20 protein-coding genes are annotated in these 25,853 nt (G+C 54.1%); 17 read left to right on the top strand and 3 right to left on the bottom strand.

What is annotated here, in order from left to right; translation table 11 throughout:
- The first annotated feature begins 142 nt into the window (after nucleotides 1–142).
- The 5 genes from VNL73_09680 to VNL73_09700 all read left to right on the top strand — a co-directional run bounded on the left by VNL73_09680 (nucleotide 143) and on the right by VNL73_09700 (nucleotide 6,881).
- Nucleotides 143–1,120 carry a right-handed parallel beta-helix repeat-containing protein gene (locus VNL73_09680; GenBank protein ID HXF49676.1) on the top strand — a complete coding sequence of 326 codons (978 nt, stop codon included), beginning with the start codon at nucleotides 143–145 and terminating at the stop codon, nucleotides 1,118–1,120.
- 119 nt (nucleotides 1,121–1,239) lie between these two features.
- The gene (locus VNL73_09685) at nucleotides 1,240–2,409 is read left to right on the top strand and encodes a cystathionine gamma-synthase (protein HXF49677.1); all 1,170 of its coding nucleotides are present in this window, start codon (nucleotides 1,240–1,242) and stop codon (nucleotides 2,407–2,409) included.
- Between the two features lie 122 nt (nucleotides 2,410–2,531).
- On the top strand, nucleotides 2,532–4,046 hold the full coding sequence (locus VNL73_09690) for a Do family serine endopeptidase (GenBank protein ID HXF49678.1): 1,515 nt from the start codon (nucleotides 2,532–2,534) through the stop codon (nucleotides 4,044–4,046).
- A gap of 4 nt (nucleotides 4,047–4,050) precedes the next feature.
- Complete coding sequence (locus VNL73_09695; GenBank protein HXF49679.1) at nucleotides 4,051–6,429, top strand: heavy metal translocating P-type ATPase; 2,379 nt, start codon at nucleotides 4,051–4,053, stop codon at nucleotides 6,427–6,429.
- 65 nt (nucleotides 6,430–6,494) lie between these two features.
- The gene (locus VNL73_09700) at nucleotides 6,495–6,881 is read left to right on the top strand and encodes a DUF2203 domain-containing protein (GenBank protein ID HXF49680.1); all 387 of its coding nucleotides are present in this window, start codon (nucleotides 6,495–6,497) and stop codon (nucleotides 6,879–6,881) included.
- Between the two features lie 1,104 nt (nucleotides 6,882–7,985).
- Here VNL73_09700 and VNL73_09705 read toward each other — a convergent pair.
- Complete coding sequence (locus VNL73_09705; protein HXF49681.1) at nucleotides 7,986–9,506, bottom strand: FG-GAP-like repeat-containing protein; 1,521 nt, start codon at nucleotides 9,504–9,506, stop codon at nucleotides 7,986–7,988.
- 109 nt (nucleotides 9,507–9,615) lie between these two features.
- Here VNL73_09705 and VNL73_09710 point away from each other — a divergent pair, with 109 nt between their 5' ends.
- The 6 genes from VNL73_09710 to VNL73_09735 are packed head-to-tail and all read left to right on the top strand — an operon-like array spanning nucleotide 9,616 to nucleotide 15,466.
- Entirely contained in the window at nucleotides 9,616–10,560 is a 945-nt protein-coding gene (locus VNL73_09710; GenBank protein HXF49682.1) for an HD domain-containing protein, read from the top strand.
- A 31-nt stretch (nucleotides 10,561–10,591) separates the two neighbouring features.
- A complete protein-coding gene (locus tag VNL73_09715) occupies nucleotides 10,592–11,620 on the top strand; it encodes a rod shape-determining protein (protein ID HXF49683.1) in 1,029 nt (342 codons plus the stop codon).
- A gap of 19 nt (nucleotides 11,621–11,639) precedes the next feature.
- Nucleotides 11,640–12,320: an ATP-binding cassette domain-containing protein gene (locus VNL73_09720; protein ID HXF49684.1), complete on the top strand. Its 681-nt coding sequence runs from the start codon at nucleotides 11,640–11,642 to the stop codon at nucleotides 12,318–12,320.
- 1 nt (nucleotide 12,321) lies between these two features.
- Nucleotides 12,322–13,176, top strand: coding sequence for a permease-like cell division protein FtsX (locus VNL73_09725; protein ID HXF49685.1), 855 nt, complete (start codon nucleotides 12,322–12,324; stop codon nucleotides 13,174–13,176).
- On the top strand, nucleotides 13,173–14,354 hold the full coding sequence (locus VNL73_09730) for a peptidoglycan DD-metalloendopeptidase family protein (protein HXF49686.1): 1,182 nt from the start codon (nucleotides 13,173–13,175) through the stop codon (nucleotides 14,352–14,354). Before VNL73_09725 ends, VNL73_09730 begins: the two co-directional genes overlap by 4 nt.
- Nucleotides 14,342–15,466 carry a hypothetical protein gene (locus tag VNL73_09735; protein HXF49687.1) on the top strand — a complete coding sequence of 375 codons (1,125 nt, stop codon included), beginning with the start codon at nucleotides 14,342–14,344 and terminating at the stop codon, nucleotides 15,464–15,466. Before VNL73_09730 ends, VNL73_09735 begins: the two co-directional genes overlap by 13 nt.
- A gap of 104 nt (nucleotides 15,467–15,570) precedes the next feature.
- Here VNL73_09735 and VNL73_09740 read toward each other — a convergent pair whose 3' ends face one another.
- Nucleotides 15,571–18,477 carry a protein kinase gene (locus VNL73_09740; GenBank protein HXF49688.1) on the bottom strand — a complete coding sequence of 969 codons (2,907 nt, stop codon included), beginning with the start codon at nucleotides 18,475–18,477 and terminating at the stop codon, nucleotides 15,571–15,573.
- A 119-nt stretch (nucleotides 18,478–18,596) separates the two neighbouring features.
- On the opposite strand from VNL73_09740, the gene ricT reads away from it, so the two are divergent.
- From ricT to rsmA, 5 genes are all read left to right on the top strand, one after another.
- Complete coding sequence (gene ricT, locus VNL73_09745) at nucleotides 18,597–19,439, top strand: regulatory iron-sulfur-containing complex subunit RicT (protein HXF49689.1); 843 nt, start codon at nucleotides 18,597–18,599, stop codon at nucleotides 19,437–19,439.
- Entirely contained in the window at nucleotides 19,439–21,361 is a 1,923-nt protein-coding gene (gene metG, locus VNL73_09750) for a methionine--tRNA ligase (protein ID HXF49690.1), read from the top strand. The genes ricT and metG overlap by 1 nt, the downstream gene beginning before the upstream one ends.
- A 10-nt stretch (nucleotides 21,362–21,371) precedes the next feature.
- Entirely contained in the window at nucleotides 21,372–21,944 is a 573-nt protein-coding gene (locus VNL73_09755; protein ID HXF49691.1) for a biotin transporter BioY, read from the top strand.
- Nucleotides 21,945–22,031: 87 nt separating this feature from the next.
- A complete protein-coding gene (locus VNL73_09760; protein ID HXF49692.1) occupies nucleotides 22,032–22,790 on the top strand; it encodes a TatD family hydrolase in 759 nt (252 codons plus the stop codon).
- Entirely contained in the window at nucleotides 22,791–23,582 is a 792-nt protein-coding gene (rsmA, locus tag VNL73_09765; GenBank protein ID HXF49693.1) for a 16S rRNA (adenine(1518)-N(6)/adenine(1519)-N(6))-dimethyltransferase RsmA, read from the top strand.
- Here rsmA and VNL73_09770 read toward each other — a convergent pair.
- The gene (locus tag VNL73_09770) at nucleotides 23,509–23,934 is read right to left on the bottom strand and encodes a VanZ family protein (GenBank protein ID HXF49694.1); all 426 of its coding nucleotides are present in this window, start codon (nucleotides 23,932–23,934) and stop codon (nucleotides 23,509–23,511) included. The genes rsmA and VNL73_09770 overlap by 74 nt on opposite strands.
- A 146-nt stretch (nucleotides 23,935–24,080) precedes the next feature.
- Here VNL73_09770 and VNL73_09775 point away from each other — a divergent pair, with 146 nt between their 5' ends.
- On the top strand, nucleotides 24,081–25,652 hold the full coding sequence (locus VNL73_09775; protein HXF49695.1) for an SBBP repeat-containing protein: 1,572 nt from the start codon (nucleotides 24,081–24,083) through the stop codon (nucleotides 25,650–25,652).
- Nucleotides 25,653–25,853 lie beyond the last annotated feature (201 nt).

Consider the following 25,853-nt stretch of genomic DNA (forward strand, 5'->3'; position numbering starts at 1 on the left):
ACGCCCCCGCAACCCCTCCAAAACTACTTTCGCTTTGGTCTTGCCGTCAAAGACCCGCTTCCGCATCGCTGAATCCTCCTTGTGAATTCAGCCACAATCTACTCCATTCATCCTACCCTGTCACTAATGGGGAGCAGTATATGTGCTTCCTGGCGTTTACCATGAGAACGTAAGAGTCATTGGGAAAAATATACGAATCATAAGTTCCAAAGGCGCAGATAGCACTGTTCTGATAAGCGCATCGGGCGGAAGCCCTATTGTCCTGCTTGATGGCACCAACGATTTTTCTCGGTTTGAGGGATTTACGGTTGAGTCCGGAGGCATCACGATAGGCGTGCCGGCTGCAATACTGTTGCAAAATTCCTCAGGCTACGTCCAAAACAACGTGATTCAGAACATTTCAGGGGTGCCAGCCATAAGAACGCAAGGTGAATCTCCGAAAATAATTTCCAACGTATTACGATTAAATGCGGGGAATCGGTTAATCGAATTCGTTAGTGTGAATCCACTTTTGCAACGGAATTTAATCGTGGAAAATAGGAATGATTGGCTTGTTTATGTTGTAGACAGTTTCCTTGCTATTAACAACACTATAGCCAACAATAGCGGCCCGTACGGAATATTTTTTACAGGAACCAATGCCGGTTCGAAGATACTGAATAATATTTTCGCAAACCTAAATACTGGAGTCTCAGGTGGCAGTTATGCCGTGACAATGTCCTATAACGATTTTTTCCAGGTAACTGTCCCCTCAACGGATCCCCTTGATACCGGAAACATTTTTACAGATCCTCTCTTCAAAGGAGGTCAGCCATTCGACTACTCACTCGAGCGAGAGTCTCCGTGCGTGGATGCAGGCGACCCAGGTACTCCGATTCCACCCGGCGGCGGCTCGCGCGTAGATATAGGTGCCTTTGAATTTGTGCCAAACCGGGGTGATTTAGATAGAGACGGGATGTTTAGTCCTGCCGATGTTGTTTTAGAATTAAACTGCATATTTTTGCTAATTGGAGACTGTCCATTGGAAGTGGCAGATTTGAATTGTGACGGGCAGCTTTCTCCTGCGGATGTGGTTCTGTTATTGAATCTCGTATTTCTAGGAATTCTGCCTCCCTGTTAAGACGTCCCCTTGCCTTTTAGAGCTTTTAGGCCGATTATACCCTTTGGAGATTTTATATTTTTCTCGAAAAATATGAACTTTAAGGAGTTTGTATGCTCAAAGAGCGAATGGAAGTAAAGATGGGCAGTACGGAAAGGCCGAAGCGGAAAAAGCAGGGGTTTTCCACCCGGGCGATACACGCCGGGCAGGCGCCGGACCCGACCACGGGCGCCATCTCCACGCCGATTTACCAGACCTCCACCTACGTGCAGGAAGGAGTGGCCAAGCACAAGGGGTACGAATACGCCCGCACGCAGAACCCGACCCGGACGGCCTTGGAGGCCTGTTTGGCCTCGCTGGAAGAGGCCCGGTACGGCATCTGTTTCTCCTCCGGGATGGGGGCGATTTCGGCTTTGATGAATTACTTCGAAAAGGGAGACCACGTCGTCGCCTCGGATGATTTGTACGGCGGCACCTACCGGATTTTTGAAAAGGTCTTCCGCTCCTACGGGCTGGAGTTCACCTACGTCGATGCCTCCAATCTTTCCAATATCGAGCGGGCAATCAAGCCCAATACCAAACTGATTTTTCTGGAAACCCCCACCAACCCGCTTTTGAAAATCGTCGATTTGGCGGGGGCTTCCAAGCTGGCGCACAACCGCAACGCCATCGTGGCCGTGGATAACACCTTTGCCACCCCCTACTGGCAAAATCCCTTGAACTTCGGGGCGGATGTGGTGCTCCACTCCACCAGCAAGTATCTGGGGGGGCATTGCGACGTGGTGGGGGGGGCGATTCTGACCTCCAACGACAAAATTTACGAAAGGGTGAAGTTCTGCCAGAACGCCGTCGGCAGCGTGCCGGGGCCTTTGGACGCCTTCCTCGTTCTGCGCGGGGTGAAAACGCTCGCCTTGCGGATGGAAAAGCACGAAGCGAATGCGCGAGAAATTGCCCGGTTTTTGAAGAGCCACCCGAAGGTCAAAAAGGTGTATTACCCGGGCTTGGGCGAGCATCCGGGGCACGAGATTGCCAAAAAGCAGATGCGGGGGTTCGGCGGGATGATAAGTTTTGAAGTTAAGGGCGGTTTGGAGGAATCCAAACGGGTCTGCGAGCGGACGGAAATATTCTCGCTCGCGGAAAGTTTGGGAGGGGTGGAGTCGCTCATCGAGCATCCGGCTTTGATGACCCATGCTTCGGTTCCCAAAGAGGTGCGGGAAGAGAAGGGAATATCCGATTCGCTTGTCCGGATTTCGGTCGGCATCGAGGATGGGGACGACTTAATCGCCGATTTGGAGCAGGCGCTCGGCTAAACGGGTCTTTTCCCCCGGCGTATAATAAGCTGGGATGCGGCTTCGGGCGGCCTCGCCGCGGAACCGGCCGCTCGAAAGTCCGGTTTTAGGTTTAAAAAGAGGGAATTCTTCCTTGAGGTGATATGAACAGACGACAATCGATAGCTTTAATCTTGGGGGTTGCCTTTCTGGGGGCGGTTTTGGGTTCGGTTTTCACCTATGCCTTCCTTGGGCCGGACAGCTCCAACCGCTTCGGCGCCCCGCAAACCGGAGAAGGCGGGGCGCGGATGATTCTCGCCCGCGCGCCGCAACCCTTCAAAAAAGATATCCCCGAATCCCGCCGCAATGCCATCGTGGAAGCGGCGGAAAAAGTGGGCCCGGCAGTGGTTTCCATCTCCGTCACCCAAACCCGCGTGGTGCGGGGCGCCCCCTATTTCAACCCCTTCGGCGGGGATGATTTGGACGACATCTGGAGCTTCTTTTTGCGCCCGCGGGAGTTCAAGCAAAAAGTGCACGGAATCGGCTCCGGGGTCATCACCGACCCGCGGGGATACGTTCTGACCAACCAGCACGTCGTCGAGGGGGCCGAGGAAATCCGCGTGACTCTCCCTTCCGGCGAGGAATACAAAGGGAAGGTCATCGGCGAGGATTTGCAGAGCGACTTGGCGGTTTTGAAAATCGACGGGCAAGGTTTGCCGTACGCCCGGCTGGGAAATTCGGACAATCTGGTCATCGGGGAATGGGCCATCGCCATCGGCAACCCATTCGGTTATTTGCTGGACGACCCCCATCCCACGGTCACCGCCGGGGTGATTTCCGCTCTGGGGCGGGATTTCAAACGGCAGGTGGGGCAGGGGAACCGGATTTACCGCAAAATGATTCAGACCGACGCGGCCATCAATCCCGGCAATTCCGGCGGGCCGTTGGTCAATGCGGATGGCGAAGTGGTCGGCATCAACACCTTCATCTTTTCCTCCAGCCGGGGCTCGGAGGGGGTCGGGTTTGCCATTCCGGCCAACCGGGCACGGCGGGTGATGGAGGATTTGATTGAACACGGCGAAGTGGTGCTCCCCTGGATTGGGGTGGATGTTCAAAGTTTAAATCCGCTTCTGGCGCAGAGCATGAACCTCCAGCTCTCCGAGGGGGCTTTGGTTTCCAATGTGGACAAAAACTCCCCGGCGGAGCGGGCCGGCCTTTCGCGCGGGGACGTGATTACCGAGGTGGAGGGGAAAAAAATATTGAACGCCACCGACTGGGAGGATTTTGTCTGGACCACCCGCAGCGGGAACAGCTTTGAATTGACCTTCTGGCGCAAAAAGGACGTTCGCAAAGCCTCCCTGTCGGCCGAAAATCCCCCCGCTTCTCGAAGGGGACAGGAAGGAAAGTTGGGCATCTATGTCACCGATTTGACTCCGGATTTGGCCCGGCAGATGGGAATCGACTTTTCCCGCGGGGTGGTGGTCACCGAGGTGAAGCCGAACTCCACGGCGGGGCTTATCGGCGTGGAGGAGGGGGACGTGATTCTGGAAATCAACAAGGCGGAGGTAAGCTCGGCGGCGGAGTACGAGCGGCAGATGAAGCGGCTGAAGCGGGGGCAGAAGGTGGTTTTGCTTCTGGTGCGCCGGGGGGATTTGTTCTACATCACGGCGCAGGTTTAGCGCCGTGGCCGTAATCACTTCAACAACGACTTCTGAAAAAGAGCGGGTGGTGCTGCCCATTCGAGGGATGACCTGCGCCTCCTGTGTCCGTTCCGTGGAGCAGGGGCTTTCCAAAACCCCCGGCGTTTTGCGGGCGGAAGTGAGTTTGGTAACCGAGTCGGCGGCGGTGGAGTTTGACAAAAACAAAACCGACCTCCCCACTTTGTCAGAGGCGGTCAGAAACTCCGGCTACGGCGTGCCAGCCCGGCGGGGGCTTGTCCATTTTGAGAACGGAATTCCCGCTGGCGCGCAGGGAAAGGTGCTTTCGGTTTGGGGCGTGATAAACGCCAGGACCTCCGATTGCTGTCTGGAAGTGAACTACCTGCCCGGACTGGTGACGCTGGAGGAAATCGGTTTAAAACTAAAGTCGGCCGGCATCGCATTTTCAAAAACGGAGGAAATTGAAGAAAAAATCTCCGATTCCGGCTACCGGAAGGAAAAATTCAAACTGGCGGCCATTCTGGCGGCTTCGGCCATCGTTTTTGTTTTTGGGATGTTTCACTTCGACCACACGCTCACCTTCTGGGTCAGCTTTCCCTTATCGACTTTCATCCAATTCTGGGGTGGGGCACAGTTTTACCGCGGCGCCTGGGGGCAGCTCAAACACTTTCGCGGGGATATGAATACGCTGGTGGCTTTGGGCACCAGCGTCGCCTACTTCTACTCGGTTTGGAACGGTTTTCAATTCCTCTCCACCGGAACATCTCCGGAGTTTTACTTCGAGACGGCGGCGGTCATTATCGCTCTGATTTTGCTGGGACGTTTCCTTGAATCCTCGGCCCGGCATCGCGGACGGGAAGCGACGCAGGCGCTTTTAAATCTGGCTCCGCAGAAGGCGCGGGTATTGAGCCCCGACGGGCAGGAGAAGGAGGTGCCGACCGGGGCGCTTTTTCCGGGAGATTTTGCGCTCGTCCGTCCCGGGGAAAAAGTGCCGGCGGATGGGGAGATTCTGGAAGGGAGCTCCAGCGTGGATGAAGCGCTGGTAACCGGCGAATCGGTGCCGGCTGCCAAAGGGCCCGGCGACTGGGTCATAGGCGGGAGCATCAACCGGGAGGGGGCTTTTCGGATGGCTGTGCGGCGGGCGGGAAAACGGAGCTATCTGACCACGCTTGCTTCTCTCGTCGAACAGGCCCAGAGCTCCAAGCCGCCGGTGCAGCGGCTGGTGGACAAAATTGCGGCGGTTTTCGTTCCGGTAGTTCTGGGCATTGCCCTTCTCACATTTGCCGCTTGGGCTGTTTTTGGGCCGGGGGTGAGTTTTGCACTTAAGATGACCACGGCGGTTTTAATCATCGCCTGCCCTTGCGCCATGGGACTGGCGACGCCGATGGCCTTGATAGCCGGGGCGGGACGGGCGGCGAAAAAAGGGATTTTAATCAAGGATGCCTTGGCCTTGGAAAAAGCGAGCAAACTTCAGACCCTCGTTTTGGACAAGACCGGGACAATGACATCCGGAAAGCCAAAAGTCGAAAAGTGGAAATTCAAAGGGGAGAAAAAGGAAATCCTAACGCTTCTTTTGTCCGCCGAAAAGCTCTCCGAACATCCGTTTGCCGCGCCTTTGGTCGAGTTTGCCAAAAACGAGGGGGCATCCGAAGTGCCGGTTTCTGATTTTCGCTCTTTTCCGGGCAAGGGGGTGGCGGCGTATGCCGGGGAAAAACGAATTATGATTGGCTCACGGCATTTTTTAGAGGAAAATCAGGTCACCGTCAGAACGGAATGGGACGAAGAGCATTCCCCCTTTTCGCAAGTGTATCTGGCGGTCGGCAACCAGGAAGCGGCACGATTTTTTGTGACGGATGAGCTGCGGCCGGAGGCGGCAGAGACCGTTGCGGAACTGAAAAAAATCGGGGTGGAGCCGTTTATGCTTTCCGGCGATTGGCGGGAGATGACCGAGCATGCCGCCTTCCAGTTGCAAATCGAGCGGTCGCGGGGAGAAGTGCGCGGGGACCAGAAGGGGAACTGGATTCGGGAGTTGAAAAAGGAGGGAAAGACCGTGGGAATGGTCGGCGACGGCGTGAACGACGCCGTGGCGCTTTCCGAAGCGGACGTGGGGATAGCAGTCCGCCGGGGGAGCGATTTGGCGCTTGAATCGGCGGAGGTGGTTTTGCTCAATGACAATTTGAAGCTTCTCCCCTACCTTGTCCGCCTTTCCCGCCGGGTGCTTGCCACCATCAAATGGAATCTGGTCTGGGCGTTCGGCTACAACATTCTGGGTATTCCCATAGCCGCCGGGGTTTTGTATCCGGCGTTTGGCCTCACCTTAAATCCGATGATAGCGGCAATGGCGATGGCTTTTTCCTCCCTTTTCGTGGTTACCAATTCGCTGCGGCTTAGGAAATTCGAGTAAAGTCTTCGATATTTGAGACAAATTAATTCCCCGAATAAACCCCGTTTGTTATTTTAGCTGACGGGATGAAGCACCAGTTCAAAAAGCATTTTACGCTGGCCGAAGCGAACGGGCTTTTGCCGATTTTGGCGAAAATTTTTGAGCAGGTGCACACCATTCAGGACGAGCTGGAGGAACGGAGCGCGGAGCGGCAAGAGGTATTGGATTCGGCCAAGGGAAACGGGGGCGGGGAAAAGGCGGATTATCATTTTGCCCAGAACCAGAAAATCCAGAAGCTTTTGGACCAGGTGGAAGAAAAGGGGATAGTCGTCAAAGATGTGGAGCGGGGGCTGGTGGATTTTCCGCATCTTTTGGGGGGGCGGGAGGTTTTTTTGTGCTGGATGATTGGGGAAAAGGAAGTCGGATACTGGCATGATTTGGAAAGCGGGTTTGCGGGAAGGCAGCCGTTATAAGACAGAGATTGGAGACTGGAGATTAGAGATTCGTCCGCCCCACCCGCCCCCTTTAAGACAGAGATTAGAGATTTGAGATTGGCAAAAACGAAAGCAAAAGAGTTGTGATTTTGGGGTTTTTGGACGCAGGTATAGACATCGTTTTTTAATTGCTGCAAAATCGGGGGGATTTTGCAGGGGGAAATGCAACCTTTCCCTGAGCCTCTCCTACAAGGAGAGGGGACAAGACGAAGCAGATTCCACTCCGAAAAGGGAGCGAAAATGCAACTCCTCCGGCCTTCCGACACGCACATTACAAAAACCAATGTGCGCCACCGCGGAGGGTGGGGCAAAAGGTTATTTAAAGGGAGGGTAAGGGCGGGCACGGAGGCCCGCCCCTACGGTTTCCCTTTTTTTGTTTCTTTTGTTTCGCGCAACGGGGTTTAAAACGGCAGTGAAAGTTCGGAACGGACCGCAACCAGTATCCTGCGGTCGGCTCTCCGAGTGGTTTGCCCGGAAATTGTTCTGCCTGGCCTGTGCGGCAAACTCTGTCACAGCGGCGGATCGGATAGCCGGCCTATCCCGTTTGCTAACCTCCGTTCTTTCACAAGAGAGGCCGGCGGTTTGGAGGTTTTCCTGCCGTCCTTTCCCCCGGACCAATGGGAGGGAAAGAAACCCCGGAAGGGGGGGAGCCGTGTTCTTTGGTCGGTACCGGTTCCCTTGACCTTGCGGGGTTCGGTTATAGGCATCTCCGTCTGTTAATGCCCAAACCGACCCGTTGCACTACAGAGATTGGAGACTGGAGATTGGAGATTCGTCCCCACCTCGCAACCCCTGTTAAAGAGGGATGGCGGCTTGGGGATTACCCCGAACCACGTCCCTCTACTATAGGCCCACCCTGCGAAATTCACTCCGAAGTTGTTGCGTTTCCGCTATTTCGTTGGGAGGAAAGAGATTAGAGGGGAAAAAATGCAGAAAAACGGGAAAAGGGGCGATTTTGGGAGGGAAAAAATTTTGGGGAATTTTGTAAGGTGTTGGGGATTAAGACATAAAAACGGGCAGACACAGAGGTCTGCCCCTACAAGAAACCATTTTCACTTGAAAGAATTTTTTTGATGAAAATCGCTATGAACAGGGCAGGGCGGTTTGCAGAAAAACCCGGTTGAGCAGAAGAATTATATCCGCCGGAGAAGAAGCCCCATCGCAGTTTAAATCGGCGGTGCAGGGGGAAATGGCAGACGAACTATCGATAAAGACGACATTCAGCAGGTTGGTTATATCGGCGATGGTTAAAGTGGAGTCGAAATTCAGGTCGCCTTTGGGAACGGTTTTGGAGACATAAACGTAAGCAGCCCCGGAATCCTGGTGGGAAGCTACGAGCAAGCCGGGGTCGCCGAGTATAACATCTGTTTTACCATCCCCATTAACATCTCCGGCGAATGCTACTGACCAGCCCAAATGATAGTATGGAAAATCAAGAGGGTTCGTTATTTGGAAAATAAGTTCGCCGTCGGTTCCTGAATAAACATAAGCTCCACGCTTTTTCGCCCCTTCTGCCTCCATGCAACGAGAAGTACTGAATTCTCCTGGAGCCCCTACAATAAAATCGAAATTTCCGTCTCCGTTTACATCGCCACCGCCATCTACGGACAATCCAAACGCATCGGAAGGTCCAGCGGTTTTTTCGAAAAGCAAATCCCCGGTAGCTCCGGAAAAAACATAGGCAAAGCTCGGCCCGAAATCCTCACAATAATAGTTGTCGAACGAGGGAGCGCTGGTGATAAAATCATTATTTCCGTCGCCGTCCAAATCCCCGCAACCAGCTACCGACCAACCCATTAAATCATGAGAGTTTGAGCCGTTTCGCTGATAAAGCAAAGAACTGTCTAACCCGGAGTAGGCAAAAGTAGCCCCGGTATTACGGCTAATGTCGGGATTCAAAGCGAAATATTCTCCAATTAACAAGTCCGGTTTATTGTCGCCATTAATATCGCCGGGTCCGGCTATTGACCAACCGAAAGTGGTATGTCCAGGTGCACCGGTTTTTTCGAAAAGGACGGTTCCATCGGCCCCCGAAAAGACAAATACTCTGCGAGATGAACCGATTATGAAATCGGGTATTTGGTCTCCATTGATATCTTCGGTTCCAGCGACGGTATGACCGAGGGAATTTGTGGTAGAATCTCCCCAAATTTTATAAAGTGAGTCTCCATCTGCACCAGAGAATACGGCCGCATAGTTGGCATCGGGCGCGCCAACAACGAAATCGGATCTCCCATCTCCGTTTATATCTCCAATTCCGGCAATAGCGTGATTGCTTCCGGAGTAGGAGCCGCCAAAGTGCTCCGCTACGATGGAACCGTTCAACTGATAAAGCAGGCTGCCATCGAGACCGGAGTAAGCATAAACCGAGCCTGCTTGGCTTAGAGTACCGACTTTTGCGAGCGGGGCGCTGACCATAAAATCGGGAACATTATCTCCATTGAGGTCCCCCACATTGGCAACAGTTTGGCCGAACCACCCGCCCGGATAGAAACCTTTCAGTTGATAGTGCAGAACCGGGGCGGTGCAGTCGGAGGCGAGAGCGGGGAAAGCGGAAAAGCAAAAGATAGAAACAGTTAAGATCAAAAGTCGAAATCTGGGCATATCCTCTCCTCATTTTTATTATCGGATTTGTTTTGCATAAAATCAAGGGGTTAATGTTTTTGCTTGACTTTTCTTCTCTTTTTGGGATTTTTGGCAACCCGGAGGACGTTTGCATTTGGCCATTCGGGATTTGAAAGCGGGCGAAGAGGTTACCGGTTTTTTCGCCGTCAGGAAAAAGGAGCTGAAAGAATACGACAGCCGGTTTTTTTTGAAGCTGGAACTGGGGGACGCCAGCGGCCGGCTGGATGCCGTTATGTGGGAGGATGCCGCAACGACCAATCAACAAATAGAAGTGGGTTCCGTGGTCAAAGTCAAAGGAACGGTGACCACCTACCGGGATGATTTGCAGATAAGCGTCCGGAACATCCGTCCCGCAAAGCGGGAAGAATTTTCGCTGGACGAAATTCTCCCCCGTTCCAAGTTTTCCAAAGAGGAACTGGAAAAGCGGTTCGTTGATGAGGTCGGCCGAATCAAAAATCCGCATTTGAAGAAACTTTTGGAGTCGTTTGTCGCGGACAGGAAGATTTTCGACGCCTACCTTGCCGCACCCGCCGGAAAGCTTTGGCATCACAATTATATAGGGGGGCTGGCGGAGCATTCGCTCCAAATGGCGGAGATTGCCCGGAAGGTGGCGCCGTTTTATCCCCTCGTCGAGGTCGATTTGCTGGCTACGGGGGCGCTTTTGCACGACTCGGGGAAGGTGTGGCAGTATCAGGTCATCGGATTTTTTGACTACACCACGGAGGGGCGGCTCGTCGGCCACATCAATTCCGGGGACCATTACATCGCCACTCTGGCCGAGCGTATCGAGGGGTTCCCTTCCGAGCTTTTGCTCCGTCTGCGACACCTGATTTTGTCCCACCAGGGGACGGGGGAGCAGGGTTCCCCCATCGTGCCGCAGACGCCGGAGGCGTTCGTGCTCTACTCCATAGACGAACTGGACTCCAAAATGGGGGCTTTGAGCCGGATTTGGGAGAAAGAAAAAAAGGCCGGATGGAGTGATTATATCAACCTAATCGGCCGATATATTTATTGGGGTGAAAACCGCACATAAGCAAAGTCCCCATGGGACAGGAGACACGGGAATGGGATTTTTCGATTTAATCTCGAACGACATCGGCATCGATTTGGGGACCGCCAACACGCTGGTATTCGTGCGCGGGGTGGGCATCGTTTTGAACGAGCCCTCCGTGGTGGCGGTGGACACCTCCACCAAGCGGGTTTTGGCCATCGGCGCGGCGGCCAAGGAGATGGTGGGACGCACCCCGGGGGAGATTGCCGCCATCCGGCCTTTGAAAGACGGGGTTATCGCCGATTTTGAAATCACCGAGCGGCTTTTGTCCGATTTTATCAAACGGGTGGTGCGGCACAAATATCTGATGAAACCGCGCATCGTCATCTCCGTCCCCTCCGGCATCACTGAAGTGGAAAAGCGGGCCGTGAGGGATTCGGCCGAAAACGCCGGGGCGCGGGAGGTTTATTTAATTCAGGAACCGATGGCGGCGGCCATCGGCGTGGGGCTGCCCGTTGACCGGCCGACCGGGTCGATGATTATCGACATCGGCGGGGGGACTTCGGAAATCGCCGTGATTGCCTTAAACGGCATCGTCAACAACACCTCCATCCGGATTGCGGGGGATGAGCTGAACGAGGCGATCGTCCTATACCTCAAGAAAAATTACAATCTTTTAATCGGCGAACTGACGGCCGAGGAGATTAAAATCAAAATCGGCTCGGCCTTCCCGCTCGAAAAAGAGGAATCGATGGAAATCAAGGGGCGGGACTTGGTCGCCGGGGTTCCCAAGACCTTGAAAATCTCCTCCGTGCAAATCCGGGAGGCGTTGTCCGAGCCGGTGAACGCCATCGTGGAAGCGGTCCGTCAAGCCTTGGAACGGACGCCACCGGAGCTGGCGGCGGATATTTTGGACAGAGGCATCATTTTAACCGGCGGCGGGGCGCTTATACGGGGGCTGGATAAGCGCTTGCGGCAGGAAACCAATCTCCCCGTCAACGTGGCGGAGGACCCGCTCACCTGCGTGGTGCGGGGAACCGGGAAAGTTTTGGAGAACATGGCCCAATATTCAAAAGTATTGATAAAAAGCCGGCGCGATTAGTTTGGTTGTATCATAGGACGTGGCGCCTCTTCTTTTAATCAAGAACCTCAAAAAGAGCTATCCTCCCCAACGTACCGTTTTTGACCGGGCGACGCTCTCCGTCGAACCGGGTGAGTTGGTGGCCCTTTGCGGCCCTTCCGGGGCCGGAAAGACCACTTTTTTGGACATTATCTATTTGTCCGAACGGCCGGAGGGGGGGGAAATCTTTGTCGAAGGGAAGATGGCCCCCTGGAACGAACGGCGGGGGGTGGCCCCCTGGCGGCGGCGAATCGGTTACATCTTCCAAGACCAAAAACTGTTTTACGACCGGACGGTTTTCGAAAACGTGGCGTTGCCTTTCTTTTTCGACTCCCAGCAGCCCCCCAATCTGAAGCAGGAGGTGGAGAAATGGCTTTCGGCGGTGGGGCTTTTCGGCCAGAAGGAGAAAAGCCCGGCGGAGCTTTCGCTCGGAGAACGGACGCTGGTCGCCCTATGCCGCGCGTTGATCACCTCTCCCCCGCTCATTCTGGCGGACGACCCGCTGTCCAATTTGGACTCCGCCCGGGCAGAAGTAGCTTTGAAACTGCTGGAAAAAGAGGCGGAGGCGGGAAAGGCCGTGGTTTTGACCTCGGCGACGGGGAACGTGAACTGCCCGCGGGTTAAATTCTATTTCATCGACCGGGGGCAGCTTTTGGGGGAGACCCGGGAGGGGCAGACGTAAGATGCGTCTTGGATTTTTCGTGCGGGAATCGTTCCGCGGCATAAAGCGGGAAAAAGGGAACACCCTTTTATCGATGCTTTCGCTTTTGATGGCCTTTGTGCTTTTGGATTTGTATTTCGTCGGGGCTTATAATTTGAGTTTCTTTTCCGAACGGCTGCAGCGGGGGCTGGTTTTGCAGGCGTTTTTGACAGAGGAGTTTTCCGACCTGCAGCGGGATTCGCTGCAGGTGAGCATCGGGGCGCTTTCCGGGGTGGCCTCCGTGGAGTACAAGTCCTCCGATTCGGCTCTGGCCGAATTGGAGCGGGATTTGGGGGAGTCGATTGCCGGGGAGCTTTCCGCCAATCCGCTGCCGGCTTCCTTTACCGTTGAACCGGCCGCCGACCGGAAGACCCCGGAGGGGCTGGCCGAGCTGGCGGAAATTCTCAAAGCGATGCCGGGGGTGGAGGAGGTTTTGTACCCGGAAAGCTGGGCAGCGGATTTGGAAAACGCCTTTGCCAAAACGGAGCGGCTGGGGATGTGGCTTTTTATCGCCTTGAGCGCGGGGGTCATTTTGCTGACCGCCAACACCATCCGGCTGGTTTTGAAATCCCGCGCCCAGACAGTGGCGCTTTACTCCCTTTTGGGGGCCGGGCGGGGGTTTTTGACCATTCCATACTATCTGGAGGGAATTTTTCTTGCGGGGGTGGCGGCGGTTCTGGCCTGGGGCGGAGTGGCCTGGCTGATTCTGGCGGTCGTGCGCTCCACGCTCCCCTTGGCGATGTTCCCCTTTGCGGCCGGGCTATTGACCTTGGGGCTGGCGGTCTTTCTTGGGCTGGCGGGGAGCTTTTTGGGTATTAAAAAAGAGCTGAAGGTATGAAAGTTTTCCTGGTCGCATTGGGGCTGGCGCTTTTAGCCGGTGGTCCCCTCGCCGCCCAGGAAAGCGACTACGATTCGGTGGCCCGCACCCCGGCGGATGCCGCGGAGGCCTCCGAAGATTTGAAGAAAATCCGACAGGAGCTGGAAGGGGAACGGCGGAAGCTGGCGGAGGTGGAACGGCAGGAGAAATCGGTCTCCAAGCAGCTGGACAACCTGAACGCCAACATCGCGCTTACCGAACGGTATCTCAAGCGTCTGGCGAGAAAGAAACGGGAAGTGGAAAAGCGGCACAAGCTGACGGCGGCCACGCTCGACATGTCGGAGGCGGTGTATGAAAAGCGGAAGGAGCGGCTGGGGCTGCGGCTGAAATATTTTTATGTGGCCAACCAGAAGGCGAAATCGGAAATCCTTTTGGCGGCGGCGGAGCCGCAGCTCTTGCTGGAGCGGTTTTTCGACTTCCGGCAGATTTTATCGCAGGAGAAAAAGGAGCTTTCGCTCGTGCAGAACCAGAAGGAGTACTTGGCGGCGCAGAAAGTGAAGCTGGAGCGGGAGGCGGGGACTTTGCGGGCGATTGAGCGGGAGCGAAAAAAAGAGGAGAGCCGGCTTTTGGGAAACAAGGAGCGGCGGCAGGTGCTTTTGGCCTCCCTACGGCAGCAGAAGCAGGGGCATCTGGCCTCCATTGAACGCTTGAAGCAGTCGGCGGCGGAGCTCTTGCGCATCATCACCGAACTGGAAAAGAAGCGGAAGGCCCGCCCCTCGACGATTCCAACCGGAGCCAACTTCGCCGATTTACGGGGGGGGCTTCCGTGGCCCGTATCGGGGCGGGTTCTTTCCCGCTTCGGCACGCACAAAGACCCGGTGACCAAGGTGGTATCCTTTCAGCCCGGAATCGACATCGAGGTTTCCGGCGGGGAGCCGGTGCGGGCGGTGGCGGCCGGGTCGGTGGCGTATTCCGGTTTTCTGCGCGGCTACGGAAAGTTTTTGATTTTATCCCACGGGGGGGGTTATTATACGCTGTACGCCCGGCTGGAGGATGTTTATCTGGAAACCGGCAGCCCCGTGGCGGCGGGGGACGCCATCGGCACGGTTTCGGCGGAGGCCTCGGCTTTGGGGAGCGGGTTTCATTTCGAAGTGCGCAAAGGGAAAACGCAGGAGGATCCGGAACAGTGGCTGCGGTAGCGGTAGGTTTCGACGGGATTTTGGGACAGGAAGCCGTCCAGTCCGCCCTTGGGCGGGCCTTGGCGGCCGACCGGCTGCCGCACGGGCTTTTATTCCACGGGCAAAAAGGAACGGGGAAGTTTGCGGCCGCCGTTTGGCTCGCAAAAATTCTTTTATGTGAAGGAAAAAGCGGTTGCGGAAAGTGTTCCGGCTGCAAAAAAGTTTCCGCTTTCTCCCATCCCGATTTTTTAATCACCATTCCTCTCCCCTCGGCTGGCAGTCCGCCCGAGCGGAAAAAGGAGGAGGCGCGGCAGGAGATTTTCGCCCATTTTCTGGAGAGCAAAAAGAAAAATCTGTACGACCCGGTCTGGAAGGAGAATGCCGATTTTATCACCGTTTCCGATTTGCAGACCCTGCAGGACCGGCTGGCGCGGAAACCGATGGAGGGGGACTGGCAGGTGGCCCTCCTCGTGGAGGCCGACCGGCTGCAACTGCCGCAGGGGGCGAACAAGCTTTTAAAAACCTTGGAGGAGCCGCACAAAAACACGCTTTTGATTTTGATTGCCGAGCGGCCCAAAAATCTTTTGCCCACCATTCTTTCCCGAACGCAGAGGTTTTTCTTTCCCCCCCTTCCCACCGAGATCGTCGCCGGTTTTGCCGAACGGGAGTTCGGGTTGGGGAAAAAGGAAGCCGGCGACCTTGCAACGGCTGCTTCCGGAAGCATCGCCAAGCTTTTTTTTCTGCAAAACGAGAGGGAGCAGGAACGGCGGCAACAGGCGTGGGAGGTTTTGCGTCTAACTTTGGCCGGCCAGCAGGCACAACTTTTTTTGGCGCTCAAGCAGGCGGCCGACACCCGCAAGAAGGATGAAGTTTTATCCTTTCTTTCCTGGCTGGAGGTCTTTTTGTGGGAGCTTTTCTGTTTTGCCGAACTGAAACAGCCGGAGCGGGCGGGGAGTTTGGATTTGAGGCCGGAGTTTGAAAAAATCACCGCCGCACAAAAAGGTTCCTTTCCCTATTTGACCGCCCTGCAAGAAGTAAGCAAAACGCGCGTGGATTTGGAGCGGAACGTAAATTTCCGGCTGGCGCTTTTCTGGTTGTTTGCGAGGATTTTGAGAGCAAAAGGGCGGGGATAACCTCCCTTTAATCCCCTCTTTCGTATGGAGGGGACAAAGGAGATGGCGGGCGCGGAGGCCCGCCCCTACAAATACGAATTACGGGCAGGCACGGGGACCTGCCCCTACACTTTCTTTTTTAGATTCGCCAATCGCTGTTTGGCATCCTCCACTTCAGCAATCCCCGGGTCGGCGTTTTTCCAGATGTCGAGGAATTCTTGATATTTCTCGATAGCCTTGTTGTTCCAGCCCGATTTCTCGTACGCCAGCCCCAAAAGGTAGTGGGCCTTCACCGCCCAGATTAATACATAGGTTCGATTTTCATCATATCGCGGAAGAATTTTTTCAAATTCACCGACCGCCTCTCCCAAACGTCCAGCTTTGAGATAGCTTTTGGCAAGCTGGTAGTGTACGATGAAATCCGTACTGACCTTGGCCGCTTTTTCCAGGTGGGTGATTGCGGCGGACACATTGCCTTTAGCCAACTCCACCCATCCGGCCGCGTACCAATATCTTCGCAACTTGGTGGTATCTTTCTTTTCAATATCGTTTTTCAGCGTTCGGACGATTTCCTCGGCGCGGGCCATTGCGCCGTTTTCAGCCAAGAAGGCGGCATAAAAATCGCGGGCATAACTCACATCCTTGGGGTTGGCCGTATGGAAAATTTCCGCGGCTATTCGGATTTCCTCCAACGCCGGTTTCCAACTTTTCTTTTCCCGGTGGATGAGCGCTTTTGTAAAATATTTCCTGCCCAACGGCATCCCATCCGCCCGTTCCAATCGGTCAGCCGCTATTCCCTGGTCCAGCAGCTCGAGGGCTTGGTTGAATTTGCCCTGATACAGGGGAATTTGAGCCAGACACAACCGCCCCTCCGAGCGAATGCCCTTATCGCCGCTGGAGGCCAGCGATTGAAAACAACTTTCCGCGCGGGCAAAATCCCGTTTGAAAAGATACATATACCCCAGTTTGGTCAATGAGGCAAAATAATCCGGCTTCCTTGCCAAAGCCTGCCGGTAGGAGGCTGCCGCGTCGTCCAGCTTGCCATTGTAGGCGTACAAGTCGCCCCGGGTGTCGTAGGGATTGGCCTCCTCCGGCGCCAGTTCAATGTATTTGTTTATTGCCCAGATGGACTTTTCAAAATCCCCGATGTCATTGTAGGCATAGGCCAGGGTGTTATAGGCCCGCTTGTAAAGAGGGTCAATCTCTATGGTTTTGAGCAGGGGCCCGATCCCTTTTTTGGGTTGTCCAAGCTCCATCACATAAATCGCCCCCATCATAAAAAACGCATCTTTCTCTTGAGGGAAATCCGCCGTTATTTTCTCAAACTCTTTCAAAGCCAGTAACACATTGCCGGACAGACGCGCCTCCCTGCATTTGATGTAGCGCTTTTCCAAGGGGCCGACTTTTCCGGAGTACTTTACCGCTTGAAGCGCGGTTGCTCTCGACTCCGGTTTGCCCTGCATGTCCAAACTGTGAGCCAATTGGTAATAGGCCATGGCAAAAGTAGAGTCCAAATCAATGGCTTTCCTAAAGCTTTTTTCCGCCTCCGGGAAATACAGTTTATACAGGTAATCCATCCCTTCCAGATAGTAACGATACGCCTCCGGTGAATGGGTAGTTGCATCGGCCACCGGCCGCTCCGGTTCGGCCTGGGCCTGCACGGGAAGCTTCAAATCTTTTTTTACCTCGACGCTCAATTTGTCCACCACGGCAAACAAATCCTCGGTGGGCGCGCCGGAAACCCGCTGGGAGGCCAGAATTTTCCCTCCTTTGGGTTCCGAGACCTCCGCCGTGACGACCAAAGCCGGTTGGGCCTGCATTACCTTGCCGGTCAAAATCCATTTCGCCCCGGCTTTTTCCGCCACTTCCGATGCAATCTCCCTGTCAATCGTCTTGGAACCTTCTTTTCCCAGAAGTTTCAAAATGTCGTACAGCCGCTGCTGGCTCACCACGTTCATATATTCCGACTCGGACAAATCGGTGATTAAAAGGGAGGTAATCATCTGGGCGGTTTTGTCCTTGTCCTCCGGGTCGGCCACATTTTCGAAGTACATAACGGCCAAGGAATTCTGCTCTGCTGTTGCTTCCCCTCCGGAACCTATCTTAATTTGGAACGGCTTGAAAGTCAGGAAAAGCAGAACGGCCAAGCCAACCCCAGCGGGAACTAAAAAGGGGAGCCATTTTCTTGATTTGGACAAAGGAGGGAATGCACTGGGCTGGATGCCCTGCCTTTCCTTCTTCAAATCCGCCACCAAATCGGCCATAGATTGATAGCGCTCCTCCGGCTTTTTGGACAGGCACTTGGAAACAATGCGCTCTAAGTTTTCCGAGGTTTTGTTATTGTAGCGGGCCAAGGGTTGGTGTTGAGCATACAGTATTTCATAGAAGAGGGTCTCCCGATTGTTTCCCTCAAACGGGCGGTGGGCGCATAGCAGCTCATACAGAACCACTCCAAAAGAAAAGATGTCCGTGCGGAAATCGGCTTTTCTCCCTTCCAACTGCTCCGGGGACATATAGGAGTCGGTGCCCATTTGCAAGCCGGTCTGGGTGATGGTGGAAGCCCCCTTCCATTTGGCCAGACCGAAGTCGGTTATCTTGGCAGTCCCTTTGGAAGTGACCAGTATGTTGGCCGGGTTGATATCCCGGTGCATCACCCCTTTTTCGTGAGCGGCCTGAAGCCCCTCTCCTATCTGGATGGCCAAGTCCAGTATCTCCGGCAAGGATAGTTTTTCCGCCTTCGCCAGGTCCGAAAGCTTCCGGCCCTCGATGTGCTCCATTACGATAAAAACCTTGTCCCGCTCCTCCCCGACTTCATAGAAGCTGGCAACATTGGTGTGGGCGACGAGGGCTTGGGCGCGGGCTTCGTGGATGAAGCGCTTGCGGGCTTCCGGGTCGGCGGCTTTGTCTGCGGCAAGAAACTTTATGGCAACTTTGCGGCCCAGATTGGTATCCTCGGCCAGATACACCTCCCCCATGCCACCTTCACCCAGCTTCTCTAAAATTTTATAATGAGAAACAGTTTGGCCTATCATTGCTGTTAGGTTGAAATATAAGTAAACGGCTGCTGTATAGCCAACCCTCGATAAGCTTTTGACTTTTCATCCGGGGGCGGGCATATTAAAGCCGAAAGGATGAAAATTCGCCAAATCTAATGAGCGAGTACTGGGTTTTGGAGTTCAAGGGGGCGCGGTATGACAAGTTTTTCAACCCCCAACGGGTGCCGCTCCGGCCGTCCGAGTTCGCCGTCGTCCAAGCCGAAAAAGGGGAGGATATGGGGCGGCTTTTGCGGGTGATTTACTCCGACCGGGAATACGAGAAGGAGGAGGATGTTTTCAACATTCTGCGCAGGGCGGCGCCGGAGGATTTGAACCGCTACAAGGAAGTGCGGGAAAAAGAGAAAAAGGCCTTGCAGGAGTGCCGGACGCTCGTGGAGGGGCGCGGGCTTTTGATGCGGCTGGTGGATGCGGAGATGCAGTTCGACGGCAGCAAAATAATCTTCTTTTTTTCCGCCGAAAAGCGGGTGGATTTTCGGGACTTGGTGCGGGAACTGGCCGGCATCCACAAAACACGCATCGAGATGCGGCAGATCGGGGCGCGGGAGGAGGCCCGGCGGCTGGGGGGCTACGGACGGTGCGGGCTCAAGCAGTGCTGCACGACTTTCATCAAAGATTTCCGGCCGATTTCGACGCAGTTCGCCCGGGACCAAGGGCTGGCCTTGAACCCGCAGAAAATCACCGGGAACTGCGGGCGGCTTTTGTGCTGTTTGCTCTACGAGCAGGAGGATTACGCCCGGGGGATGGCCCAGTTCCCGAAAGTGGGGAGCCGTTTTGCCACCGAGCGGGGGGAAGGGGAAGTGGTGAAGCTGAATTTTGTGAAGGAGTTTATGGCCGTGCGGCATACGGACGGGTTTGAGGAAAAGGTGAGCTTGCTGCAGTTCCGAAAAGCCAAACGCTGCGGCGATTGCGACTGCGGAAGAAAGAAGGAAGCGTCCTGATGCAAAAGCCGCTCTTTATCACCACACCGATTTACTACGTCAACGACCGGCCGCACGTGGGGCACACCTACACCACTTTGGCGGCGGACGTTTTGACCCGTTTTTGGCGGCAGCGGGAACGGAAGGTTTTCTTTCTGACCGGCACGGACGAGCACGGCACCAAAATCGCCCAGAGCGCCAAGGGGGCCGACAAGACGCCGCAGGTTTTCGTCGATGAGGTATCCGCCGAGTACAAAAAGGCCTGGAGCGGGATGAAAATCGAATACGACTACTTCATCCGCACCACGGAGGAGCGGCACACCAACACGGTGAAGGAGTTTTTGTCCCGCTTGAAGAAGGCCAAGACGCCGGACGGCAAGGAGGCGGTTTATTCCGGCGTCTATAAAGGACTCTACTGTACGGGGTGCGAAAAATTCATCACCGAAAAGGATTTGGAGAACGGGCTTTGCATCTACCACCGCATTCCGCCGGAGACGGTGGAGGAGAAAAATTACTTTTTCCGGCTCACCTCCTATCTGCCGCAGGTGGAGAAGCTGATTTACGAGGATAAAATCAAAATCGAGCCGTTGGAGCGAAAAAAGGAAACGCTCGGGCTTTTCAAGGTTGGGCTGGAGGATTTTTCCATTTCCCGCGAGCGGGAGAGCTGGGGGGTGCCGCTTCCCTTCGACCCGGAGCAGACCACCTACGTCTGGGTGGACGCGCTCATCAACTACATCACCGCCTCCGGTTTTTCCACGGACGCCAACAACTTTGATTTATGGTGGCAAAAGGGGGAGGTTTTGCACCTGATGGCCAAAGATATTTTGAAGTTCCACTGCATTTTCTGGCCGGCCTTGCTTTTGGCGGCCGGGGTCAAACCACCCGACCGAATCTTCGTGCACGGCTTTTTTTCGGTCAACGGGCAGAAGATGTCCAAGTCGCTGGGGAACGTCATCGACCCGCTTTATCTCGCTTCCGAATACGGTGTGGATGCGGCGCGGTATCTTTTGCTAACCCCTTTCGGCTTTGGGCAGGACGGGGATTTGCGGGTGGACCGGTTTGCCGCCCGCTACAACGCCGATTTGGCCAACGACTTGGGAAATCTGGCGAGCCGGGCCATCAAGATGGTGGAGACGAATTTCGGTTCGAGTGTGCCGGAAGCGAAAAGCCCGGACGAAGCGGCTTTGGATTTGGCCAATGAAGTGGAGAAAACGGAGAAGAAAGTCGCCGAGCTTTTCGACCGCATCGCGCTGACCGAGGCGGCGGATGAAATCGGGCAGTTGGTCAGGGCCGCCAACCGGTTTTTTGATTCGCAGGCGCCGTGGAATTTGGCCAAGGAGAAGAAAACGGAACAATTGGGGACCGTTTTGTATTACACGCTGGAGACCTTGCGGCATTTGGCGCTTTTGTATTACCCGTTTATGCCGGAAAAATCGCAAAAACTTCTGGCTTATTTGGGTCAAAACGTGGAAAAAGAGCCGGAGGTTTTGGGACTCTTTCAATGGGGACGGCTAAAGGCGGGGAGTAAGGTTTCCCATCCAGAGCCGCTTTTTCCGCGGCTGGAAAAGGAAAGGACCGCGGCCGAAGCTCCGGGGATAAGCGCTGCCTTGGAGAAAGATGGCCTCGTTACCATTCAGGATTTCGCCCGGCTAAAATTGCGAGTGGCGGTCGTCGAACAGGCGGAGCGGGTGGAGAAATCGGACAAGCTTTTGCGTTTGCAGGTAAATTTGGGTGGAGAAACTCGTCAGATTGTGGCGGGGATTGCCCAGTTTTACACGCCGGAAAATCTGGTCGGGAAGAAAATCGTGATGGTGGCTAATTTGAAACCGGCCAAAATCTTCGGGGTGGAATCGCGCGGGATGCTTTTGGCGGCGAAAAAAGAGGGAAAACTGGTTATCGTCACCCCGGACGGGGAGATTCCGCCCGGGGCGGAGATTTCGTAAAGGAGGAAGAATGGTATTTGCGGACGTTCTGCCGGTAGGAAAACTGAAGACACATGCATGGCTTTACGATTCCTTTCTGGTATTGGGAGGGAATTTTTTGATTGCGCTTTCGGCGCAAGTCGCCATTCCCCTTCCCTTCTCCCCCGTGCCGATTACCGGGCAGACGTTTGCCGTTTTGGTGGTCGGGATGCTTTTGGGGCGCTGGCGGGGGACGGCGGCGGTTTTGGCTTATTTGGCGGAAGGGTCAATCGGCCTGCCGGTTTTTGCGGGCGGAGTTGCCGGCTTTGCAAAAATCTTGGGACCGACGGGCGGGTATCTGGTAAGTTTTCTTCCTGCCGCTTACTTGGTCGGGTATCTGGCGGAAAAAGGGTGGGATAGGAAAGTTTCCACCACTTTTCTGGCGATGATTTTGGGGAACATCGTCATTTTCGGTTTCGGGGCGCTGTGGCTGGGGAAATTTGTGGGCCTCAACCAAGCAATCAGCTTGGGGGTTCTCCCCTTTCTGGCCGGGGATGTGGTTAAAATCGGGCTGGCGACTTTGGCTTTGCCGGGGGCGTGGAAGCTTTTGGGCGAAAAGAAATAATTATTATTTTTCCGCGCAAAGATCCTCGACTCCCTCGACTGCGCTCGGGACAAGTAAAGTCGGGGCTACCAAATACTCGCAATTAGAATGGTTGATACACACGCGCATCTGACTTTTTCGGATTTTCAGCAAGACTTCGTGGAAACAATCGCCCGTGCAAAAGCGGCCGGGGTGGATAAAATCATCAACATCGGCACGGACGGAGAGCATATCGCCAAAGCCATCGAGCTGGCGGAAAAATATGAAGGGCTTTTTGCCTCCGTTGGGCTACACCCGCACGAGGCGGAAAACTTTACGGATGAAGTTTTGAAAAACATGGAAACATACGCCCGGCATCCAAAGGTGGTTGCTATTGGGGAAACGGGGCTGGATTTTTTCCGCAATTACGCCCCGGCGGAAGCGCAGTATCGGGCTTTCGAAGCGCAGGTCGAATTTGCGCGGCGGACGGGGAAGACGCTGGTGATGCATATCCGGGCGGCGTTCAAAGAGGCGTGGGCAGTTCTGGAAAAAGTAGATTTGGGGGAGGAAAAAGTGGTTCTGCACTGCTTTGGCGAAGGGGTCGAAGAGGCCAAAAAAGCGATAGAAAAACGGTACTTTCTTTCCTTCAACGGGACACTCACTTTTTCGAAGTCCACACTGCCGGAAGTGGTCAAGATTTTGCCTCTTGATTTGATTTTGACTGAGACGGACTGTCCGTATCTGGCGCCGGTTCCCCATCGGGGGAAGCGGAACGAGCCGGCGTATATTCCGTTGGTGGTGGAAAAACTGGCGGCCATCCTCGGACGTTCAAAAGAAGAAATGGCTGAAATCACCTCCGCCAACGCCGCGCGCGCCTTTGGCATTTGAATGCCCAAAAAATCGTTAGGGCAGAATTTTTTGATCAACAAAACCATCCAGAAAAAGATTGTATCCTTTCTGGGATTGTCGCCTCCCGATTTGGTGCTGGAAATCGGCGCGGGCCGCGGGGCACTAACTGTTCATCTGGCGGAAAGCGGCGCGAAACTTTGGGCGGTGGAGGTGGATAAGAAGATTCTGCCAGAGTTGACAGCCAGGCTGGCCTCCTTTTCCAATGCCAAAATTTTGCCGCAGGCAATACAAAGCGTACGGCTTTTGGATTTGGAGCCGGCGGGAAAATTCAAGATTGTGGGCAACATCCCCTACCATTTGACCAGCCCGATATTGGACTGGCTGGCGGTGCAGAAGGATAGAATCGAACGGGCCGTGATTATGATTCAGCGGGAGGTGGCTCGGCGGGCTTTGGCCGGGCCGAAGACGTCCGAATATTCGCCGCTTACCTTTTTTGTGCGTTTTCACTTTGAAGTGGAAAAGCTTTTGGACGTAGGGCCGGGGAATTTTTATCCCAAGCCGAAGGTGAACTCCACCGTCGTTAAGCTTCTCCCTCATTCGCAACCACCTTGGGGCGTGCAGGACGCCGAAAAATTTTTTGAAGTGGTCAAGAAAGCGTTTTTGCACCGGCGGAAGACGCTTTTGAATTCGCTGGTTATGGGAAAAATTGAATCGCCAGAAATATTGGGGACAATTTTTAAGGAAGTGCGGATTCCGGCTAAAGCCCGGCCGGAGGATTTGGGTTTTCTCGAGTTTGCCCGGCTGGCAAATCGGCTTTTGACCTCGCACTAAACTTCTTCAGCCACAACCGGCATGCTTGGCTGCCGAGGATGCCCCCGAGCGTGTCGGCAATCCAGTCGTATACCTCCATTGTCCGGCCGGGGACGTAAAACTGGTGAATTTCATCCGTGGCGCCGTAAAAACTGGCGACGAGGGCGGCCCACAGATAGGGGTGCTTCAATCCCAATTGGACAAAAAGGCGGGCAAAAAGAAAGCCGAAAAGGCCGTATTCCCCCAGATGAATAAACTTATCGCTCCACGCGAACCGCAAGGTGGGAAGGGAGGCGCTTTCGATGGAGGAAAGGGCAAAAATCAGAAGCGCGTAGCCGAGCGGCGGGAGCCAAAGGGAAAGCTGTTTTTTCACCGGCGGGAATATAGGGGGTTTGCTGAAAAAGGGTTATTAAAACCGGAAAATCGGCGTATAATGCACCAATACCTTATGAGAAATTAAGAGGCGAAGGCCATTCAGTCCCGGTTTTACTTGAAGTTTTTGCCGATAATTTGAAAGAGATGTGCAGCTTTGCTAAGAAAATTTCGGCCCTTCTATTTTTTGGTTTTTTAGCATTTCCCGTTTTGGTTTTTTGCCAAGTCGATACCGCCTGGGTGCGCTATTTCAATGGGGTGGGAGACAAAACGGACGAAATGAGGGGGCTTGCTGTAGATGACAGCGGAAATGTGGTTGTTACCGGTCACAGTGGGACAGGGACACCCTCCGTCGAGCTTGTTACCATAAAGTACGATCGAAACGGCAATCAACTCTGGCTGCGAAATTACAATGGCGTGGTAAATACCGGAGATTATCCAAACCTGTTTGCTATGGATAAAAATGGGAATGTGTATGTGACGGGCGGAACATCGTCGGAGAATGATTGCTTAACAATCAAGTATGGTTCCAATGGAAATCAAGTCTGGGCAACACGCTATAACGGGCCCATAAATGGAGTGGATATTGGAATAGCGGTTACGGCTGATGAGAACGGAAATGTTTATGCCACGGGAATTAGCCAAGGAGCTAGTCGAAATTGTGGTTATTATTCCGGCATTTACTATGACTTTGTCACAATAAAGTACAATTCCAGTGGAAACCAACTTTGGGCCGAGCGATATGTTCCGCCTGGGGGAGATGCTGTTAGTACCTTCCCTCATGTAATTGGGGTTGATTCACTGGGGAACGTTTATGTCGGCGGTTATAGCAATCATTGTCAGGGGCCAACAGAATGGGTAAGCATTAAATACGATTCAACCGGTACGCAACTCTGGGTGCGATCAGATATCGCGTGGTCGGTGAGCAATTCTATTGGCTCTCCTATCGACTTAAAGTTAGATGACAGCGGCAATATTTATCTTACCGGGGCCAGCCGGGATAGCGTTACATTTCTCGACTATACAACTGTTAAGTATGACTCCGGAGGGAATCTGTTATGGGTCGCCCGTTTTAACGGGAGCGCAAACCATGATGATTTTGCCACCGCCATGGTCTTCGATTCACAGAATAATATTTATGTGACCGGCTTTAGTTACGCTGGAGCGGGAAATCAGAATGATATCGTGACAGTCAAATATGATTCGGACGGAAATGAGCTATGGGCGCGGAGCTATAACGGGCCCGGGAGTGGATTGGATAGAGGTTTTGACATATCGTCGGATTCTGCGGAAAACATCTACGTGGCGGGAGTAAGTTTTGGAATTGACTCGACTTACAATTATGTGATTTTGAAATATGATTCAAACGGAAATTTTCTTTGGGAAAAGCGTTATGCGGGGCCAGTTTTTTATTACGCATTTCCGAAAATTTCAGTTGATCGGAATGGCAACGTATACCTTGCAGGGAGCGACCTTCAAAATCAATTGGACTATGTTACAATCAAATATTCTCCACTACCTGCCCTGAAAGGGGATTTGAATTTGGATGGGGTAATGACTTTGGCGGATGTGGTGTTAATGCTGAATTTTGCTTTTAACGGTGCCCCATTCCCGGCGGCGCCGTCGGCGGGAGATTTGAATTGCGATGGAAAAATTTCCCCGGCTGATGTGGTTGTTTTGCTCTTGATTTTTTATGCCTCCATTCCTCCCCCCTGCTGAAAAAGTGGAGGTCTGAAGACCTCCGCTACGCAACAAAAGGGTGCGTGGTAACGTGCCCCTACAAAAACACCCCCTCCGGCCTTCGGCCTCGTCCCCCTTGTTAAGGGGGACAAAAAAACGGGCGGACACGAGGCCCGCCCCCTACGAAAACGCGAAACAGAGGCGGGCGGGTTACAGTCGCCTTTGGCGACCAGAAAACCC

The sequence above is a fragment of the Verrucomicrobiia bacterium genome (genome assembly GCA_035574275.1).
Lineage (GTDB): Bacteria > Zixibacteria > MSB-5A5 > DSPP01 > DSPP01 > DSPP01.